The sequence below is a fragment of the Thermostichus sp. OS-CIW-20 genome (assembly GCF_054061455.1).
On the sequence record NZ_JBSSEF010000005.1, the window covers coordinates 88,076 to 107,275 of the forward strand.

Consider the following 19,200-nt stretch of genomic DNA (forward strand, 5'->3'; position numbering starts at 1 on the left):
GCCCCAGTATGGGGAAGATTGGAAGCAAGATCTTCCAATTGTTGGCAGAGTAGGGGCGAAGGGATCCGACCTTGGTCTGTGCCTTGCCCTGGAGGGGGAGATGAACGGAGGGGAGTTGCCTTTGACGGTGGAGGTGTTGCGCTGGCTGGCAGGCGGGCAGTTGGCAGAGCGCCTGGAGCGGGCGGTGCGTCTCTGGGTGTTGCTCCAGGGTTTGTACAGCGAAAACCGTTGGCCGGATCTGCCAGAGACCTTTGGCTACACCCACATCCGCGATCGCCTCTTCTCGCCCAGCCACCCCCGGCAGGATTTGCCCCATGGGATCTCCTGCCCGGATCCCAGTTGCATTTGCCAGAAGCCTCTGAGCTTTTGGCTGGAGCATCCCGACCTGCTGGCCGCCTTAAAAGCCGAAGTTCCCCATCTGGAGACGCGGCTGGCCAGCCGGCCCTTTTTGAAGACCCACCGCACCCTGCGCAAAGAGCTGGACTACCTGGCCGCTCAGGGCTGGCTGCAGCCAATCGAGGCCAACTCCAGGCGAAGAGATAACTTTCGCTGCCGTGCCGCCGGGGATCGCCCCCCCTTGCCGACGCCCGCCTCGGCCTTGACGTTGTCGGGTAGCCAGCTTGAGCAGATCTACCACGTCCTCAGCGACGTGGCCTTTGTGCATCCCGATGTGCAGGTGTTGCTGGACGATATCTGGGGGGGGCATCAACACTCGCAGCGGCGGCTCTTTGTCTGGTTTGAGTACATCCTCTCCGACGAACAGCAGGAGCGGGTGGACGAATACCAAAACCAGCTAGAGGCTTTCTGGACAAAACCGGCAGCAGGGCTGATCCGCTTTGATTACGAAACTCGCCAGCACGGGATCCAAAAGGTCCTCACCTACCCGGTTTGCCTGTTTTATGCCCGCCGCGCCAAGTACTTGGCCGCCTTCGGCCAGCTCCCGCACGCTGCCAGATCCCTGGGCTGGCACAACTTTCGCCTGGATCGCATTCGCTCGCCTCGCCTGACGGTGGTGCCCTGGTCTGACCCTGCGGTGCCGGCGGAGCTCTTGGCCCGCCAGAGGCAGGGGAATCTGCCCACTCCTGAGGAGGTGCAAGCGGCCTGGGAAGAGGCCTGGGGATCCGATTTCTATCTGCCCAAGGCGCTCTTGATCCTGCGCTTTGCGCCGCAGTTTGCCCGCCGCTACGTGGACAACACAGTACGCCACCCCACCTTCCAGCCCATTGCCTACGAGCGGATCCCGGCTTTGGTGCGGCGGGAGATCGCCGATGCGGGGGAACGGGAAAAGATCTTGCACATTCTCCGGCAGAGGCCGGCCAGCGACCGCTACTTCTGCGCCTATGTGCGGGTGGGAGACACCAATTTCACCATGCGCCTGCGGGATTGGCGGCCCAACGGCGAGGTGATCGCTCCCCTGGCCTACCGGGAACAGATGGCTCGGGAAGCCCAGGCAGAGCTGCAGTTTTATCGCCCCGACCTGAAGCTTTCTTGACCTTCCTGCCCATGACCACCCTCTACCTAACCGAGCCGGGGACTGTGGTTCACTGCCAGAACCAAAGCTTGCTCATTCGCCGCCGTGGTCAAGAGCAACTTTGCCGCCTTGCGGAGGTGGAGCTGGTGGTGGTGTTGCCCGGGATCCAATTGACCAGCGCAGCTTTGGCCCAACTGCTGGATCGAGGCATCGAAACCATTTTTTTGCATGCGGATGGCGGTTTTCGCGGTCGCCTGCAGGGATCCTTCTCCACCAACTGTAAACTACCCGACCCTGACTGCTTCGCAGTACAGGGCGGGCTTTCGGTAGCCCTGCAGTTGGCAAGCCAACCACGAGCCTCTAGGCTGGTTTACGGCAGCCCCCAAAAGCGCAATCACATTCGCACCATTCAAATCCGCATCCCCTTCCCATCCACAGTGTCCACACTTAAACTTCTTTCCACTGCGGTAGGATTGCGCAGGGTCGGGATGAATGTGCAAACACCGGTGGCAGGTCTGCGACGTGTAGGCAGGCGGCACCAGAATCAAAGCAACCCCTGCACGCAGAGCCTTGTACTCCAAAAATTGACGGAGTTGATAAAACGCCCAACTGTTGGCCCTGCGCCGTTCGGCTTTGCTGCGGGGTTGTTGATTGACCCTTTCCCGGATCCCTGTCAGGTCTTCTAGGGCGATAGCGCTGTTGGTAGCTTTTGCCCTAGAGACAATAGCTTTGGAGATGCGATGATTGACCCACGCCTGAAAGCGCCTCTCCTTGCCAGACAGCCGTTGCAACAGTTGACGGCATCTGCGCCGCGAACTGCGTGTGCCCTTACTGGCTTTGCGTTGGAGTGCCGCCCTCAGCTTGGAGTAGTGGTCTCGGATTCGGTTCAACTGCTGTCCATTCCAATTGTCCCCCTCTGACGTATGGGCAATATCTGTCCTTCCCAAGTCCACCCCCAGCACTCTGCCCGTGCGTTGCGGTGGGGATGGCTCCGTTTCCACACAGATCTGAATAGAGTAGGAGCCGTCTTTATGCTTGACCAGAGTGGCAGATTTGGGATTGGAGCCCGCCAGCCGTTCTCTCTGGTAGCGGCCAATCGCCAGCTCAAAGCGCTCTCGACCCTCCACCGTGGTCAGCGACACCGTCCAGTCTTTCTCGCGAAACGAAAAGATACGGGCATCGTAGGTCGCAAAGCCTCTCTTGAACGCTTTGACCGGACGGTTTTTCTGTTGGGCAACTTTACGGGCGCCGGCCAGCCGTCTGCAGACCTGCTGAGCCAAGTTACTGGATAAGCCGAACCGGGCACGGATTTCGCGGTAGCACAGAGACTGGAGCTTAACGGCGTTGGCGACTTTCTCCGGCGTGTTCTGGTTGACCCAATTCAAGGCTTGGCCAAAAGCCTCCAAAGTCGCGTCCAATTTGGCGGCTTGCGACTGGGACGCCTTGAGCTTGCAGGATACGGTCAGGACTTGGGTCATGGTTCTATCATAACTTCCGCATTCCTCCCGACACTGACCCTACGGGTACAGTGCGGGGCTCCTGCGATTTCTAGCTGAGTGGAACTTCACTGGCCGCAACCGACAGCCGCCGCTCGACCCGATCAACGCTCTGCTCAGTTGGGGCTACGGGGTGCTGCTGGCCCGCGTGTTCTCGGCAGTGGTGATGGCCGGGTTGGATCCCTACCTGGGCTTTTTCCACGCCAATTTGCCCTATCGCCCCAACCTGGTGCTGGACATGATGGAGGAGTTTCGACCCTTGGTGGTGGATTGGGCTGTGCTCCAGCTTGTCAAGGCTGGCCTGCTCACGCCGGAAGACTTTGAGCCGTCGCCGGATGGGACAGGCATATGGCTGGGATCCCTGGCCAAAAAACTGTTTTTGGGAGAGCTGGAACGCCGCTTCCGCGAGCCATTGCTCTATCCTCCCCAATCTCGCCGCCTGCCCCTCAGTCAAATTGTGCTGGAGCAAGCCCGCCGGCTGAGCCGTTGCCTGGTGAGCGGTGACCTAGACTATGAGCCCATAGAGCTGCGCTGATGCTGTGGTTGGTTTGCTACGACGTGGTGGACGATAAGCGCCGACACCAGTTGGCCAAACGCCTGGAGCAGTGCTGCCAGCGAGTGCAATACTCCGTTTTTGAATGCCCCCTGGACACTGCCGAGCTGGAAGAGAAGCTGGAAAAGTCGTGGCTGCCTCTGCTCAACCTCCAGGAAGATAGCCTGCGGGCCTACCCTCTGGATGCCAGCGCCAAACAACGCACCAAGGTCTTCGGCGGGCCTCCCCCCTACGAGCCGCCGGACTACCTCATTTTTTGAGGTTCTCAGCTCGGCCAAAATTGTAAAGTTTTGTGCGCGATCCGTCGGGGCAAGCTATCGCTAGCCTTTCCTTACCGACGCCAGCCTTTAAGAGGAATCTAGTAGCTCTTGCCGGAATTGGCGCAACAATGCAGCATAACGTCTCTAAAAGAGCAAATTTCCCGACTTGCGCTTATCCGCCAAACCAATGTTAATATCTGTGTCGGGAAGTCTCCGTACTCCCTCGCAAGCGCACCTTGAAAACCTCATGAGTTCAGGCTTTTCCGGGGGTAGGGTTGATCCCTACCTTTTCCCCGCAAGGGGACGGAAACTATACCGAGCCTATTAACAAAGAGGTAGAGCAGGTATGTTGATCCCTACCTTTTCCCCGCAAGGGGACGGAAACCTTCTGCCAGGTACCCTTTGATGGGCCCTCCATCCGGAATCGTTGATCCCTACCTTTTCCCCGCAAGGGGACGGAAACCTCCAAATTCTGTAAGCACAGAAACGGGGGGTGGTACCTGTTGATCCCTACCTTTTCCCCGCAAGGGGACGGAAACGCCAGTGGTAAAGTGCTGGCCGTTGATTGTTAGCTCTGCTTCGTTGATCCCTACCTTTTCCCCGCAAGGGGACGGAAACGTCCATATGCTTGTCAATAAGACCCAGTTGAACGATGTTGATCCCTACCTTTTCCCCGCAAGGGGACGGAAACTTCATAGTGTACTTTACCCGGAATACGAGAGAAGATTGTGGAGTTGATCCCTACCTTTTCCCCGCAAGGGGACGGAAACGGGAACTAGATGGTGCTACCTGCTACTACCCATGAAGGGAGTTGATCCCTACCTTTTCCCCGCAAGGGGACGGAAACTGCCTAATCGGTAGCTCCCCTGGCGGCACGTTTAACCAGAGGGTTGATCCCTACCTTTTCCCCGCAAGGGGACGGAAACATTGGGTCATCCGCAGTGCTTCACGGATGGTAACTTCGTGTTGATCCCTACCTTTTCCCCGCAAGGGGACGGAAACCTTTCAGAATATTCTCTGAGCAGGCCCTAGAAGCCCCAGTAGTTGATCCCTACCTTTTCCCCGCAAGGGGACGGAAACTGCAATATCTAACAAGTCAGCAATCGTACCAAAAGGTTTCAAGTTGATCCCTACCTTTTCCCCGCAAGGGGACGGAAACAGAGTTAGTATCAACTGGGGTAAACTTATCTACAACTTCCGTTGATCCCTACCTTTTCCCCGCAAGGGGACGGAAACAATAAAAAGGCTACCACAGAGGTGGCAGCCTTTGAGGGGTTGATCCCTACCTTTTCCCCGCAAGGGGACGGAAACTTTACCCCATTGAGGGCAAGGCAAGACAGATTCAACCGTTGATCCCTACCTTTTCCCCGCAAGGGGACGGAAACGGTTTCAACCACTCACGGACGTTATTGTTGGAGACACGTTGATCCCTACCTTTTCCCCGCAAGGGGACGGAAACTTCTAGGCCTTTGGGTGTGTGTTGAACAAATTCCCCCTCATCGTTGATCCCTACCTTTTCCCCGCAAGGGGACGGAAACTAGAGAGAAGCGAGTAATGAGCAAAGAGAAGTGAGGTTGATCTCTACCTTCTCCCTGCAAGAGCATGCCTCTAACCCCCAAAACCCTGAACTTTGCTGAATTTACTGAGCTTTAGGCGGTTTGGCAAAAGTCATTGAGAGGGATATAGTAGACCAAGTTTCCCCCTGATCCTTGAGTCCACCGCAACGGTTGCCGGGAAGTGAAGGGGGAAAGCGCTCGGGGGGTATTCCTCAGGGCTTTGCGGGATACCGCCTTCCTGCTCAGAGATAGGCAGGATGCGATCGCTTCTTTCCTGAACCATGTTCAGGAGAGTTCAGCGTGAATGTATCAGGCTCAACAAAGTACCTCAAGTCATCTAGGGAAGACTGCTCGACGAGTAGTCCTGGGATCCAGACTGGAGAGAGCGGCGGGCCAGCTTGGCATAGGTCTTCACCGTCTCGTAGGGCATCTCCAAATCAGCGGCGATCTGTTGTAAGCTCTCTCCACCTTCGCGGCGGGCCAGGATCGTCGCCCACAGTTGGGCAGTTTTTTCGGCGCGGGATCCCCCTTGGCGCTGCCGCTGACTGAGGAAGAGGGCGCTCAGCTCCTCGATCCGCTGGGCCACCTGCTCTTCCCGGGAAGGGACAGGGGTGGCGGGCAGCTCTTCGGCCAGCCAACCCAGGCGGGTTTGCCCCAGCCCAAAGGGGGTTTTGTGGCCGGTGCCGCAGTAGGGGGCGAAGTGGATCAGGGCCTGGAGCTGCTGCTGCAACAGTTCAGACGCGCGGGTGGAGACCGCCAACTGTACACAGCCAACGAAGCCCGTCACGGATCCCTGGCGGCCGGCGGTGGTTTTGACCGATTCCAGCCGGTGCCGCTGGATGACCACTTCCCCATCCACCCAATCCAGAAAAGGTTCTACCTCGATGGGCAGGCCGGAAAAATCGTTCCAACGGCGCAAATAGCTGTGGAACAGGTTGCGAGGCACCGGCAGCGGCAAATGGTGGCCGCGGTGGCGAAAGCTGGTGGGCGAGATGAAAGAGAGGCTCCAGGAGCGACGGACAAGGGGCTGCTCCAGCAGTTGACGATAGGTGCGCGGGGGGGCTGAGACCTTCCATCCCAGAATCTGCAGCGGGGATCCGCGCAACTCCAGCCAGGGGGGCAGCCGTCGGCACCATTCCCGCAGCCACTCCACCACTTGGGGGTTGAGGGCGGTGATCGACCAGCGGAAGGGGATCTGGGGCGGGATCAGCAGTCGCCCCCCCTGCTCGCGGAAGGGCCCCATCAGCCGGGAGAGGGTAAAGGGTTTTTCCGATTCTCCATCGTGCAAATAGGCAGATAGCTGCGGGTCTGTCTCTTGCACCTGGCTCAAGAACCAGGCGTGCAGCCCTTTGGCATAGTGGGGATCCAGCAGGTAAGACCGAGGAGCCTGAACTTCCAAGGTGATCCCCACCAGCTCGGATCCCGCCGGCCACTTGCTGTTTTCTGCTCCGGCGACGGGTGGCTCTGAAAAACTCAACTTGGTCAGCATAGGCCCATCCCATTTCTGCTCATCCCCAGTCAATAGCAGCCCCTATCCAAAATCAACCTAGAGCCACTTTTCCTTTGAGAGGATTTGAGAAGGGATCCCTTCCAATTTGCTTTACCTTTAAATCGCTGGCTGGGCCAACCGAAAAAAGTCTTGAATCTGTTGGCAATGAATCCAAATCGGCCTATACTGTCTCCCAGTCTGGAACTGCAAAATGCAACCATCAGTCACTGCCATGGCCTCTCTCTGTCGGCTGCGATTCTCTGCCCGCGTGGCTGCTATTGCCGACGCCGTCTTTTTGAAGCGCCTTTGGTTTTGATGAAGGATTTGTGAAGTTCAAGGATCGCTCCAGTCAAAAGTCAGGGCCGGATTTGCCCGCCAGCACAGCAGCTGCGTTCTATATCTTCTTTTTTGCCAGGTGTTGCCCATGACCGCTACCTCCTCTGCCTCCCCCGTGCCCATCGCCTTGGCCTGGTGCCTGGCCTGGGGAGAAGGGCGGGATCCCCAATTTCCCTTGCCGATTCTGCAGCAGATGTGCGCAGCCATCCGCACCGACGACGCAGCCGGGATCCCGGAGGCGCTGCAGCCCCTCTGGGCGCAGGTGCGCCAATTTCAGGAAAGCGTGGCGGCCACAACCTTTCCCAAAACCTTGGCAGAGTTGCAATCGCGCTATCCGGAGCTGTGGCGGCAGACCAGCCGCATCGGCTTGGTTTACGGGGGGGCTACCAAGATCAAGGGCTACGTCTTCGAGTCCGCCAAACTGCCGGAAATTCGCGGCGCCTCGGCCCTGTTGGATCGCATTAACCTGGTGGATCTGCCCGCCTTTTTTGGGGATCCCGAGCAAACCTACTTGGGGTGGAAAGCCTTGGGGAAGGAGTCTCGAGCAGAGCTGGAGGCCTACGTGAACCGGCGGGTTCGGCCCTGGCTGCAGCAGCACTACCCGGCTTTGGCGCAGGCTCTCATTCCGGAGCTCCTCATCTACTCCACCGGCGGCAACCTCTTGGCCTTCTGTCCGGCGGCCTATGTGGACGACCTCTGCGAGGCCATCGAGCGGCGCTACACCGAAGAAACCCTCACCGCTAACGCCTGCGCCGTGGGATCCGCCTTTCGGCTGCTGGAACTGCGCTACGGCCTGTTGCGGGATCCCATCGAACGCACCCCCTGGCTGGATTGGCTGGCGCAACACAAAACCCATCCCCTGGTGAGAGCCTATTTTGGGGATGGCAGCGAAGCCAGATTTCAAGACCGCAAAAGTTTCAACGAGTTGGTGGGTTACCTGGCCGCCCGCTTCAACCACCGCCGCAACGGCAATCCGGATCCCGGTCGTCCCAGCCGCGCCCATCCCGCCTGTTTTGAAACCCACCCCTACCTGCGCCGCGACAGCACCGACCGCCGCCCGGCCCTGGCCAAAGCCGACCTGCCAGGTCAGCCCTGGCTATCGGAGGCCACAGCCCGCAAAGCGCTGGTGGGCCGCCAGGCCAAGCGCCTGGAGACAGGCCAGCAGGGGTGGTTCCGCAAATTCCCCGCCTGGGATCCCGGCTTTGTGGAAAGCTGGGTAACGCGATTTGCCCGCTTCCTTGACTCTCCCGCCGGCGAGCCCTACCGGGAGCGCTATTTGCAGCCCTGCGCGGGATCCGGCCAGGGGATCGGCGAGGCGCAATCGCTGCGGGAAGTGGCCAACGCCAGCCAGGGCTTTGTGGCCTACCTCTACGCCGACGGCAACAACATGGGCGGCTACGTGCAGCAGATCCAAACCCCAGAGGCCTACCGGCAATTTAGCCGCGACGTTTCCGAGGCCACGGAACAAGCCGTTTACCGCGCCCTTGCCCAGCACCTGCAGGCGCACCGGCTGCGGGGCCTGCCGCCGGATCCGGAAAGCGGCAGAGACCGCAACGGCGAGTGGATCCACCCCTTCGAGATCCTGACCATCGGCGGGGACGATGTGCTGATGGTGGTGCCAGCCCACAAGGCCCTGGACATTGCCGCCACCTTTTGTGAGCAGTTCGAGCAGATCCTGCTGGCCAAATCGGCCACCTACGCCGCCCGCTCCCTCGGCCAGGTGCCGCACCGCTACCCGGCCGACAGCCCAGACCAGCTCTGTCGGCTCTCCACCTCGGCAGGCGTGCTGTTTGCCTCGGAAGACACCCCCATTTACTACGCCGAAAAGCTCACCGAACAACTGTTGAAATCCGCCAAGAGCTACGCGAAAAAGCTGAAGCCCAAAGACAAGGACTGGTCTGTGGCCACCATCGACTTTCTCTCTTTGAAATCGGTGACTTTGATCGCCTCCAGCATCCAGGATTTTCGCCAGCAGGCCCTGGAGAATCGCCAGAACGGCCACCTCCTCAAGCTCTACGCCGGCCCCTACACCGTCCCGGAGATCCGTGGGCTGCTGAGAACGGTGCAAGCTTTGCAGGCGGCGGATTTTCCCCGCTCCCAGCTCTACCAAATCCGCGGCTTTTTGGAAAAAGGCAAGCGCACCGCCACCCTCAACTACCTCTACTTCCGCACCCGGCTGGGCCAAAAAGGGCAGCCGCTGATCGAGGCCTTTGAACGCACCTGGTGCAAGGCCAAAACCAACGACGGCCACCTTCCCCCCTGGATGTACGTGGCGGCGGAGGGGGAACCCACCTACGAGACCATCTGGCGGGATCTGGTGGATCTGTACGCTTTTGTCCAAAAACAGCCCCAGGCCGAGGGCCGGCCCGTTCCTGTGGAGGTGAAGTGATGGTTCGGCTGGCAGAGCTGCCCCAAACGAGCACCTCTATCCCTTTGAAGGCCACCCTCGCCTCGGCTCTGGCGGTGGGATCCGGCGGCTCCAGCGGCTCCCTGGCGGACAAGCCCCTGCTCAAGGATGCCTACGGCAGGCTGCTCATCCCCGGCTCCCAGTTGAAGGGAAGGCTGCGCCACGAGTGCGAAAAGCTGGCCCGCGGCCTCGGCTGGGCCATTTGCCGCTCCCCCGACCCGGAGCGCATGTGTCCCAAGCGGGAGGGGATCGACGGCCACTTCGACCGCCCCGAATACCAGGTCGAGGGCTACGCCGGATCCCATTGCCTGGTCTGCCAGATCTTCGGCAATCCGGCCCTGCCTTCCCGCCTGTGGGTGGCGGATCTCGTCTGTGAGGTGCCGCCGGCAGCGCTGGAAGCGACCCTCCGCCCAGGAGTCACCCTCAACCGCCGCCGCCGCACCGCCGAGGATCAGCGGCTCTACCTCATCGAGACCTCGCCGGCAGCCGAGCTGATCTTCTCCGGATCCCTGCAGCTTTTGCCCGACTGCCCTCCCTGGGGCAAGGCCCTGCTGCGGGTGGCCCTGCACCACATTGGGGCGCTGGGAGGCAGCAAATCTGCAGGCTTGGGTTGGTTGCACTGGGATCCCCAGTCTCTAGCTGCCCTGCAGCCGAATGACGCAGATTGGGCCTTTTTGGCCGGAGGAGGGAGCTGATGGAGGCCATTGAACTCACGCTCACTGCCGAGTCTCCCCTGGCCATCGGTCGGCAAAAGCCGGGCGGCTCCATCAGCGAGGCCCAGGACTTCATTCCCGGCAGCGTGATCCGGGGGGCCTTGGCCGACCTCCTGCTCCGCCAAAGCCGGCACCGCCCCGGCGAGGCCCTGACAGGAGATCTGGCCGCCCTGTTCACGGAGGCCCGTGCGGCGGTGTTTACCCATGCTTATCCGGGATCCGGCAGCCGGGTTTTGCCGGCCACGGCCTTTAGCTCCAAAAACAACGCCGGCTTCCGCTCAGAGGCGGGCAAAACGGGGGTGTTCGACACACTGCTGGATCGCTTCTGCTCGCAGCGGCTGGGGATCCCCTTTGATCCGGCAGAGCCGGATGGCTCCGGGGGCAGGGTGGAGCCCTTCGGCGGCTTTTACAGCCAGGAGGAGGGATCCCGCTACCGAAGGGTGGCCGTGTCCAAGCGCCTGCTCACGCGGGTGGGGATCAACCGCCGCCGCGCCACCGCCGCCGACCAGATCCTCTACAGCCTGGAGGTGATCAACGAGGGCCGGGCCGGGCGAGATGGGAGCTTGCAGCCTTCCCTCTTCAGCGGCCACATCTATCTGCAGGATCGCGAGCTGGCGGCAGCCCTCGCCGGCTACCTCAACACCCACGCCCGCCGCTTGTCCTTGGGAGGGGGGGTGTCGCGGGGGCTGGGCCGGGTCAGCCTTGCCGCTCGACACCTGAGGGCCCCGAAGCCCTCCCTGGCTGAGCGGGTGGCAGCCTTTAACCAAAAGCTGCGGCAGCGCTGGCAACAATGGCAGGTGTTTGGGGATCCCTGGCAGCCCTTGCCGCCGGAGCGGCAGTACTTCTCCATCGGGCTGCAGTCGGGGGCCATCCTCAAGGAGCGCTGGCAACGCACCACGGTGCTCACGCCGCCGATGCTCCAGGAAGAGGCCAACTGCGAAGATGGATCCCTGGCTTTGGAGCTGGCCTTCAGCAGCTACGCCTATGTCTCCGGCTGGAACGCTGCCTGGGGTCTGTTCAAAGATGTAGAATTGGTAACCACGCAGGGCAGCGTCTTTCTGCTGAGCACCACGCAACTGGAGCGTTGGATCCCGATTTTGGCGGAGATGGAATACTGGGGGATTGGCGAACGCACTGCTGAAGGATTCGGCCAAATCGAAGTTTGCAGTCCGTTCCATCATCATTTCTGGGAGAACCCGCTATGACCTTCGCCACCAGCGAGATCACATCGGAACAAGAGCTCAAGATCCAACGGCAAATCCGGCTGGCCGAAGATGATCTGGTCGCCAGAATTCAAGCCGCCTTGGATAACTTCAGAGGTCTCAACAGATTGGAAGAGGCCCAATATCGCAACCTATTGCACGTGGCAGCTTCCACCGAAAGCTCAGAGGTGATCAAGAACTTTTTGCGCTACCAGGTGGGGCGCGATGACAAGTGGGGGCGGGGCAGAGACTCTTTGGCAGAAGCCATCATCAAAGACATCGACAACTGGATTCATCAAAGGGCTATAGCCATCGCCAGGGAAGCCGGAATTGAAAGAGCATCCCCCAAAGTCAACGAGATCAAAATTGACTTGATTCGGCGCTACCTGGGCTATGGGGCCCGCTACCTCAAGTACAAGCGAGAGGGAGGAGGATCCTAGACCGTGACCTACAGCAGTTTTACCCTTGAGAGAGCCATTTCGACCTTTCAGCTCAGGTCAAGAATCATCCATGGCCTGTTTGCAGAGGTTCCACCGACTGAGTGCTCCGATTACTTGAAAATAACCCTAGATCGCTATCTCGGCTTGGCCACCTCGGTCAACAGCGAAAAAGCCCGCTCCGAGTTTATCATCGCCCCTGTGCTGGGAGAGGTGAAGTACCTATGTCGGGATCAAATCTCGCTGTTTTCCGGCAAGGAATTCAACGTGGATCCCGAGAGGGGGTTGGTGGGCCTATGCGACTACATCATTTGCCTATCCCCTCTCCAACTCTACATTCAAGATCCGGTGGTGATTATCGTTGAGGCCAAAAAAGAAGACTTGATCGGGGGTCTGGGCCAGTGCGTTGCCGGTATGGTGGGGGCACAGGTCTTTAACAAGAACTCCAATTCTCAAGTAGACAGTGTCTATGGAGCAGTAACCTCAGGAACCAACTGGCGATTTGCAAAACTCGAGGGTGACCAACTCTTTATCGATGACAGGGAGTACTTTATCTCAGAAATTGCTCAGATCCTAGGGATCCTCTTGAGTTTTATTAAGGGCTCCGTCTCGCTTCGGGAATGGCAAACCTCTGCAGTACAAGCCTTAACTTGAGCAGCCATTTGAGGGAACAATGTTCGACGTTTTCAAAAACCGCTTGGAAATCACCGGCACCCTCACCACCGTGACCGCTCTGCACATCGGGGTGGGCCGCTCCACCGAACCCATCGGCTCGGATTTGCCGGTTCTCAAGGATGCGCTGGGCCGTCCGCTCATTCCCGGCTCCAGTTTGAAGGGGGCGATGCGCTCTCGCCTGGAAAGTTTCTTGCGGGGCATCAACCCAGGGCTGGCCAGGGATCCCAGCGAGTTGACCGGCAGCGAGCAAGTCCGGGTGGTCAACCAAATTAAGAACACCTACAAAGACGACGACGCAACCCTGACGCAAAAGCTGATCGAGGCCACCGACTGGGTCTCGCAGGTGTTTGGATCCCCTTGGCTGGCGGGCAAAGTGCAGATTCGCGATTTGCCCGTGGTGCGGGAAGCCTGGTTTGGCCAATACCAAGAGCGGGATGGTGTGGCCATCGATCGGGATACGGAGACGGCGGCAGAGGGCAAGCTCTACGACTTTCAAGTGGTGCCGGCCAACACCCCCTTTCAGTTCCACGCCGTTGTCGAAAATGCCGAAGCATGGGAGCTGGGCCTGCTGGCCATCGGCTTGCACCAATTGGAAACGGAGCAGATACCCTTGGGAGGGGGGCGCTCCCGCGGCTTGGGGGTCGTCCGCCTGGAGATCGGGGCGGTCTATTGGTTTGACTCAGAAGGGGATCCGCGGCGGCTGCTGACCTATCTGCAAGAGCTGGTGGCCGGATCCCGGCAACCCCTTAGCCCGGAAGAGGCTGCCGCCTTGCGCCAAGACTGGGTGGAAGCCCTGGTTGCCAAACTAACCGCTGTCGCTCCCGTCGGCCCCCGCAGCTAGCGCAAGGGTTGGGCGAAAACCCTCTTGTTCCTCTTCAGTGAAGGATCCCAGGCCATGCACAAGCGCTACGTTAACCACTGCACCCTCTGCCTCACCCTCAAGCCAGATGGCCCTGTGCTCATCAAAGCTGGCAAACAAGGGGCAGATCCGACAAAGCCCGACATGGAGTTTGTGGAAACCTATCGCGGCGGCGGGCGGACAGTCTATTTTCCCGGCAGCTCCCTCAAAGGGGCCATTCGCGCCCACGCGGAGCGCATCGTCCGAACGGTGGGCGGCGACAGACGGCCTGAGGGGAACAAGTTGCAACTCTGGGCCAGCGATCCCCTCGACCAAAAGGCCAACCAGTGGCTGGAAAAAATTGCAGAGTCCCACCGGGTTTACGCCCTTTCTTCCTTTACGGATCAGATGTTCGGCAACACAGCCATCGCCAGCCGGGTCCGCATCGAAGATGCCTATCCCAAGCCGGGGACACCTCTGCGCCTGGAGGAACGTAATGGGGTGGCCATCGACCGCGTCTTCGGCTCAGTGGCGGTGGGGCTGGGGCCGTTCAGCTATCAAGTGTGCGTAGAGGGATCCTTTCAAACCAAGATCCACCTGAAAAACTTTACCCTGGCCCAACTGGGCCTGCTGGGGCTGGTGCTGCGGGATCTGGACGAAGGATGGTTTGGTATTGGCTTTGCCAAATCCCGCGGCATGGGCCGCGTTCGGGTGGAGTACGAGTGGGCGACGGTGGACTACCCGGGCTGCCTGGTGGAGGAGGGGAGCCAGGAGCTACGGCTGCTGGGATCCCAGCTTGCCTGGCCAAGGGGATCCCTGCTGGGGGCGAGCGAGTTTCTCAGTCCAGAAGAGGCGGGCAAATACGGCTTTGCCAAACCCGATCGCCAGTTAGTGCCGGTGGGGGCGGAGCCGATGCCCTTGGGCTTTGGGGCGCGGCTGACCTGGGAGCAAAGGTCTGAGGCCAAGGTGGAGCACCTGCTGGCCGCCGCCGTTAAAAGTTGGGCCCAGCTCTTGCAAACGGAGACCAAAGCGGTATGAAACCAGCCTACGTAGCCTCCCACAAGGTTCCGGATCTGGCCGCCGGCGACAGCGGGACGGCGTCCTTGTTGTTCCAAGTTCTCTCGGCCTGTTTTGCCGCTGCCGAGGAAACCTACACCTTTTTGCGCTGGCCCCACCGCGTCAGCGGCATTCAGGCGGGGATCCCACCAGATCTGGTCTGTCAAGAGGGGCAGGTTTTCTGCCAACAACGGGAGTTGCGCTGGAAAAGCACCCCCCGCGGCTGGGATCTGCTGTATCTGGGGATCCAACCTCCTCCCGACTTCTTTGTGCCGCTGGCCGGGGAGTGGCAGTGGGAGGATCGCGAGGCCGACCTGTACGGATCCCAAAGCCTGGAAACCCGCTTTCCCCAAGGTCTTAGCTATCCGAGGCATCTCAAGCTGGGCCAGCGCTACTTTCGCGATGGACGCACCGCCCGCGTTCACTTTGTTGCTCTCATCCCGAGGTCAAGATGACTCCCCAAGGCCCCCGACCCTTGCCCGCCGGCAACCCAGCTCGGGGCAGAGGTGAGCCAGCCGTCGCTCGCAAACCCTACGAGCTGATCCCCTTTCCCCAACAGCCTCCCAAGCTGGAGCATCCCGCCGGCCACGCCAAGTTCCATCCCGACAAGTTGCACGGCACCCTCTTTCTCACCCTGACGGTGCAGACCGCCCTCCACATTTCCACCGGCCACCTGGCCTTGGGCAGCGACGTCGGCGTCAACGGGATCCCGGTGCTCAAAACCATGACCACCACCCCCGACGGGCGGCTCAAGATCCAGGGCAGCTCCCTCAAGGGGGCCATCCGGGCCATGTACGAGGCGATCACCAACAGCACCCTTGCAGTGATCACCAGCCGCTACAAAGATCGGATCCCACCAGAGCGGCAGCCCTGCCGCCAGAAGGAGCGGCTATGTCCTGCCAGCCGCGTTTTTGGCGCCCTCAACTGGCAGGGACTGGTGGAGTTCAGGGATGCCGTTGCCACCGGCATCGGCTCCGGCGGCGGATCCCTGCCCCCGCTGTACCGTCCCCGACCCGACCAGCGCAGAGCCTACTTTGAAAACGGCAAGGCGGTTGGGCGCAAGTTTTATTACACGCACCGCAGGGCTTTGCAGGGCCATCAAAAGGGGACACCCACCCAGCAGGCGGCGCAAAATACGGTTTTCAAAACCCAGATCCACTTCAAAAACCTCACCCCTGCCGAGCTGGGCACCTTGTTCACGGTTTTGGGTCAGGATCCCGCGCATCCGCTGCTGCTGAAGGTGGGGGGCGGCAAGCCTGTAGGACTGGGATCCCTGCAGGTCACCCTGGACAAGATCGAGCAGCCCCGCAACCTGAAAGAGCGCTATAGCCGCTACGATCCCCCACAAGCCGATACCCTAGAAGGAGAAGCCCTCAAAGCCTTTGTGCAAAAGCAGATCCAAGCTGCCCAGGGCTACATCCTGCCCGATCAGCTTCGGCAGTTGGCCGCCATCCTGAGCCCCACCCATCTGCGCGAACCGCCCACCACCGCCTACTGAGGGTGCTCCGATGCTGTCAGACCCCGTCGATCTCAGCCCCCAATCTTGGGATCTCGCCCACGGCATCGCCATGACTTTGGCGAAGGAAGAGGTGGATGTCAACGAATTGAGCAAGTGCTTCGCCTACCTCCGCTCGGTGGTCCATCTCCCCGACGCGGGATCCCGTTTCTTCCGATTCACCGGCGAGCTGGTGCGAGAAACTGGCCTCCACCGCAGCAACGAAACCCCACGCTACTACCGGCTCATCGACCAAACCTGTAAAAAGTACTTGCAATCTCTGCAGGATAGGCCGGCTGAGATGCTGCAGATCCTGGGCTGGGCCGCCCGCCTGGCCCGCTACTACAAAGATGGGGGAGTGCCGATCGGCGAGATCCCGTCCCCTCCCGATCCCAATGGCGGTCGTCCGACCCATTCCCGCGGCGGCGAGGCCAAGCCCCAGCCAGAGGCACTGCGGCCCAAAGAGCAACCTGAACAAAAGCAGGCTCAGCCCCAAGTTGAAAATGCAGCAGCTTCTACCAAGGCCCGCTTCAAAATTGGGCAACACCTCAAGGCCAGCATCACGAATATCAAGGGCAACGAAGTTACCTTCCAAATCGTGAATACGAATATCAAGCTCACCCAAAAAGAGCCGAAACGGGCCGGATCCCTGACGGTGGGGCAAGAAGTGGAGGTAGAGGTACTCGACTTAAGGGAAGATGGCAGAGTTCGCAGAGTAAGGCTGCTCTGATTGCGAGAGGGGATAGAGCCCTTAAAAACTGCGAGAAAGTTAGGGGATAACTCATGCAGACCATCATCATGACGGTGGGCACCTCTTTGCTCACCAACCCGGACAAAAACCTGCAACCACAACGCCCTTGGGTCGGCCAAAAAACCATCGGGGATCCGGAACGGGCCTTGGCCTGGATGAAAAAGACAGATTTGGAACTAATCAGCGCCGAAACCAATACCTACTACCGGCTGGATCCCACTCCCCAGGATGCCTTGATTTTGCTTTACTCCGAAACCTCTGAAGGACTGGAGTGTGCCCAGATTTTGCAGCTCTTTTTTGAAGAAGCGCTGGGCCAACAACAGGTTTCGCTGGTGCCCCTCCCCGGCGTTAACTACGAGCTAGAGGGATCCTCCCTGGAGCGGATGGCCGAGCTGTTGCGCCAGTTGGCGGAAAGCGCTAAAGGGATCGTCACCTTCGCCGCCACCGGGGGCTTCAAAGCCCAGGCCATGATCATGGCCGTGGTGGGCAGTCAATTGGGGATCCCGGTCTGCTACATCCACGAGCAATATAAATCTCTGGTGTATTTACCTTACTTACAGCCGCAAGTCCAGCCGCGGATCCCGCGGGCGGCTCTCCCCGATTCCGGTCGAGATCGCTCCCAGGTCATCCAATTGCGGAGCGACAGCAGCCATCACCGTCCTCGCAGTTGGGTCAAGGTGGAAAAGCTCCTGCGCGACCTTCCCTGGGTAGATCTGGTTCGCTACGACTCAAACGCCTACGCTGCCCCCAAAAACGGCGTCAAAGCCGCCAACCGCAGAACCGAAGATGGTCGCCACATTTTGTGGGTTCATCTCCACGAGAGCCAGGACACCCATCTTGCGGTTCGGGTGGAGACCACCGGCTATACCCCCGACCACCTGGAGCAGGCTGCCGCCGAGTTGCGGGAGCGCCTTGGCCGTCTCCTTTAGCTTTTGCTCAACTGCTGGGCCACGAGTTGTACGATGGCCTGGGCCGCACCCGGACTGCCCCCTAGACGTTGCAATTCCCTCTGCATCTGCTGACGCCGCTCGGGATTAACCAACAGGGCTCGCATCTGTTCGGCCACCTGGGCTGGGCGCAAATGGCTTCGCAGCTCCGGCACCACCTCGTGTCCGGCCCAGATGTTTGGCCAAGCCAGGTGGCCCAACCACTGCAGGGCAATTCTGTTGATGAGGCGGGCTAGCCAGGTGCCCAGGCCAGGCAAGCGGGCCAACAGGCCAGGGATCCCGTCCCAGGCGCGCATAGCTTCTAGCTTGTTGGTGGGGATCGCCACCACCATCGGCACCCCTAAGTAGGCCAGCTCGGCGGTGTTGGCCCCAACTGTGGTTAGGCAGAGGTCGCAGTTGGCCAGCACCGAATAGGCAGGGAAACGGGTCCACAGCTGTACCGTGGTGCCAAAGGGGGTGACGAAGTGGGATCCAAGATTGGTTTGCTCCAGGGTGGCGGAGGTGCCGTAGATGATGGCCATATCGGGGTTAAGCCGGGGATGGGCATAGGCCGCCAGGGATTGTGGGGTCTGTCCAGGAGCCACCGGGATCACAAAGCGGACGTTGGGCAACAGCTGGCGCAATTCATCGGCCACCGCCAGCACCAGCGGCACCCCAAAGGAGAGCTTGGCCGGCTTGGAGCCGGGGAGCAGCCCCACCTGGTAGTGGGTGCGGATGCTATCGCCAAGACGTTGCCAGCCGCGCGGCAGCAAGGCTTCGTCGGCAGAGGTGGGTTCCACCTTTTCCGGTGCCGTTCGCAGCGATCCCAGCTCCTCGATGGGATCGGGGAGGGGCTGGAGGAGGGTGGAAAAGCCTGCCGTCGATTTGGGAGCAGCGCTAGGAGTCGGCGGGGGAAGGGAGCGGCTGCTGAGCCAGCCGGGAAGAGGTATCCCCGGCAAGTAGACAGCACTGGCCACGCCATCGGCCATCAGATCCCCGACCACGTGCATCTTGGCAGCCCAGCGGTGGCCCAGGAGGCGTCCCCCGTCGTAGCGACGTTTGATCTCCTCCGTCCGCACCGCAAAAACGTCTACCCAGGGTCGCCAGCGGGGCCGATGCTCGGCATACACCACCACGCGGTAGCCGAGACGACGGGCAATCCAGACAGCAAAAAACTGATCCCCCCCCAGAAACAGCACCACCCCCCGTTTGGCCCAGTCCCAAGCTTCTTCGGTTTGGCCAGTGAGCAAAAAAGCTAGAAAAAAATCGGGATCCTGAACCCGATCGACCTGGATAAATTCCTCCGCTATCTTCATCTCTTGCCCAGAAGCGTGCGGACAAGGAGAGAGGACCAGGGAAAGACGGGCCTGGGGCAGTTGCTGGCGCAACTCGAGGACAACTGGCCGCACCCAGGTGAGCAGCTCGCCGGGGCCGTTGGAGAGGATGAGGATGTCGTAGGGAGGCTGGCCGCCGTTCACTGAGACCCTCAGGGGGCAAAAACTTTGCCGCTATTGTAGGGGATCCCAACGGCTCCCAGCC

Annotated in this window: 16 protein-coding genes, 2 pseudogenes and 1 CRISPR repeat array; of the genes and pseudogenes, 15 read left to right on the forward strand and 3 right to left on the reverse strand. The window is 60.3% G+C overall.

The features are described from left to right. Positions 1 to 100: 100 nt before the first annotated feature. Both ACVWXC_RS03690 and ACVWXC_RS03695 read left to right on the forward strand, forming a co-directional pair. Positions 101 to 1,492: a TIGR03985 family CRISPR-associated protein gene (locus ACVWXC_RS03690; protein ID WP_041438172.1), complete on the forward strand. Its 1,392-nt coding sequence runs from the start codon at positions 101 to 103 to the stop codon at positions 1,490 to 1,492. Between the two features lie 11 nt (positions 1,493 to 1,503). Beyond that, positions 1,504 to 1,743, forward strand: a pseudogene (locus ACVWXC_RS03695) (CRISPR-associated endonuclease Cas1); the annotation flags it as partial. Positions 1,744 to 1,755: 12 nt separating this feature from the next. Here the strand turns inward: ACVWXC_RS03695 and ACVWXC_RS03700 are convergent. Next, positions 1,756 to 2,949: an RNA-guided endonuclease InsQ/TnpB family protein gene (locus tag ACVWXC_RS03700; protein ID WP_457391081.1), complete on the reverse strand. Its 1,194-nt coding sequence runs from the start codon at positions 2,947 to 2,949 to the stop codon at positions 1,756 to 1,758. Between the two features lie 67 nt (positions 2,950 to 3,016). Here ACVWXC_RS03700 and cas1 point away from each other — a divergent pair. Both cas1 and cas2 read left to right on the forward strand, forming a co-directional pair. Beyond that, positions 3,017 to 3,502 (forward strand): annotated as a pseudogene (cas1, locus tag ACVWXC_RS03705) (CRISPR-associated endonuclease Cas1); the annotation flags it as partial. After that, positions 3,502 to 3,780: a CRISPR-associated endonuclease Cas2 gene (cas2, locus tag ACVWXC_RS03710; protein ID WP_011429772.1), complete on the forward strand. Its 279-nt coding sequence runs from the start codon at positions 3,502 to 3,504 to the stop codon at positions 3,778 to 3,780. The pseudogene cas1 and the gene cas2, both read left to right, overlap by 1 nt. A 274-nt stretch (positions 3,781 to 4,054) precedes the next feature. Continuing rightward, positions 4,055 to 5,318: a CRISPR direct-repeat array (repeat unit 37 nt; unit sequence GTTGATCCCTACCTTTTCCCCGCAAGGGGACGGAAAC). Between the two features lie 355 nt (positions 5,319 to 5,673). Here cas2 and cas6 read toward each other — a convergent pair. Next, a complete protein-coding gene (gene cas6 / locus ACVWXC_RS03715; protein WP_457391078.1) occupies positions 5,674 to 6,825 on the reverse strand; it encodes a CRISPR-associated endoribonuclease Cas6 in 1,152 nt (383 codons plus the stop codon). A gap of 529 nt (positions 6,826 to 7,354) precedes the next feature. On the opposite strand from cas6, the gene cas10 reads away from it, so the two are divergent. The 11 genes from cas10 to ACVWXC_RS03770 are packed head-to-tail and all read left to right on the forward strand — an operon-like array spanning position 7,355 to position 17,664. Next, positions 7,355 to 9,550, forward strand: a complete 2,196-nt coding sequence (cas10, locus tag ACVWXC_RS03720) for a type III-B CRISPR-associated protein Cas10/Cmr2 (RefSeq protein ID WP_457391155.1) — start codon at positions 7,355 to 7,357, stop codon at positions 9,548 to 9,550. After that, positions 9,550 to 10,263 carry an RAMP superfamily CRISPR-associated protein gene (locus ACVWXC_RS03725; RefSeq protein WP_099812319.1) on the forward strand — a complete coding sequence of 238 codons (714 nt, stop codon included), beginning with the start codon at positions 9,550 to 9,552 and terminating at the stop codon, positions 10,261 to 10,263. Before cas10 ends, ACVWXC_RS03725 begins: the two co-directional genes overlap by 1 nt. Further along, positions 10,263 to 11,486 (forward strand): type III-D CRISPR-associated RAMP protein Csx10, encoded by a 1,224-nt coding sequence (gene csx10 / locus ACVWXC_RS03730; RefSeq protein WP_457391076.1) that lies wholly within the window; start codon positions 10,263 to 10,265, stop codon positions 11,484 to 11,486. The genes ACVWXC_RS03725 and csx10 overlap by 1 nt, the downstream gene beginning before the upstream one ends. Continuing rightward, positions 11,483 to 11,923 carry a hypothetical protein gene (locus ACVWXC_RS03735; RefSeq protein ID WP_457391074.1) on the forward strand — a complete coding sequence of 147 codons (441 nt, stop codon included), beginning with the start codon at positions 11,483 to 11,485 and terminating at the stop codon, positions 11,921 to 11,923. Before csx10 ends, ACVWXC_RS03735 begins: the two co-directional genes overlap by 4 nt. A gap of 3 nt (positions 11,924 to 11,926) precedes the next feature. Continuing rightward, positions 11,927 to 12,574, forward strand: a complete 648-nt coding sequence (locus tag ACVWXC_RS03740; protein ID WP_414329367.1) for a hypothetical protein — start codon at positions 11,927 to 11,929, stop codon at positions 12,572 to 12,574. A gap of 19 nt (positions 12,575 to 12,593) precedes the next feature. Beyond that, a complete protein-coding gene (gene csx7 / locus ACVWXC_RS03745) occupies positions 12,594 to 13,436 on the forward strand; it encodes a type III CRISPR-associated RAMP protein Csx7 (protein WP_457391072.1) in 843 nt (280 codons plus the stop codon). A 54-nt stretch (positions 13,437 to 13,490) separates the two neighbouring features. After that, entirely contained in the window at positions 13,491 to 14,471 is a 981-nt protein-coding gene (locus ACVWXC_RS03750; protein WP_099887204.1) for an RAMP superfamily CRISPR-associated protein, read from the forward strand. Next, entirely contained in the window at positions 14,468 to 14,944 is a 477-nt protein-coding gene (locus ACVWXC_RS03755; protein ID WP_099884153.1) for a hypothetical protein, read from the forward strand. The genes ACVWXC_RS03750 and ACVWXC_RS03755 overlap by 4 nt, the downstream gene beginning before the upstream one ends. Further along, positions 14,941 to 15,987, forward strand: coding sequence for an RAMP superfamily CRISPR-associated protein (locus tag ACVWXC_RS03760; protein ID WP_414401797.1), 1,047 nt, complete (start codon positions 14,941 to 14,943; stop codon positions 15,985 to 15,987). Before ACVWXC_RS03755 ends, ACVWXC_RS03760 begins: the two co-directional genes overlap by 4 nt. Positions 15,988 to 15,997: 10 nt before the next feature. Then, positions 15,998 to 16,714: a hypothetical protein gene (locus ACVWXC_RS03765; RefSeq protein ID WP_414388361.1), complete on the forward strand. Its 717-nt coding sequence runs from the start codon at positions 15,998 to 16,000 to the stop codon at positions 16,712 to 16,714. A gap of 53 nt (positions 16,715 to 16,767) precedes the next feature. Further along, on the forward strand, positions 16,768 to 17,664 hold the full coding sequence (locus ACVWXC_RS03770) for a putative CRISPR-associated protein (RefSeq protein ID WP_099812327.1): 897 nt from the start codon (positions 16,768 to 16,770) through the stop codon (positions 17,662 to 17,664). On the opposite strand, the gene ACVWXC_RS03775 is transcribed toward ACVWXC_RS03770, so the two are convergent. After that, positions 17,661 to 19,139, reverse strand: a complete 1,479-nt coding sequence (locus ACVWXC_RS03775; RefSeq protein WP_457391069.1) for a hypothetical protein — start codon at positions 19,137 to 19,139, stop codon at positions 17,661 to 17,663. The two genes, ACVWXC_RS03770 and ACVWXC_RS03775, sit on opposite strands and share 4 nt — an antisense overlap. Positions 19,140 to 19,200 lie beyond the last annotated feature (61 nt).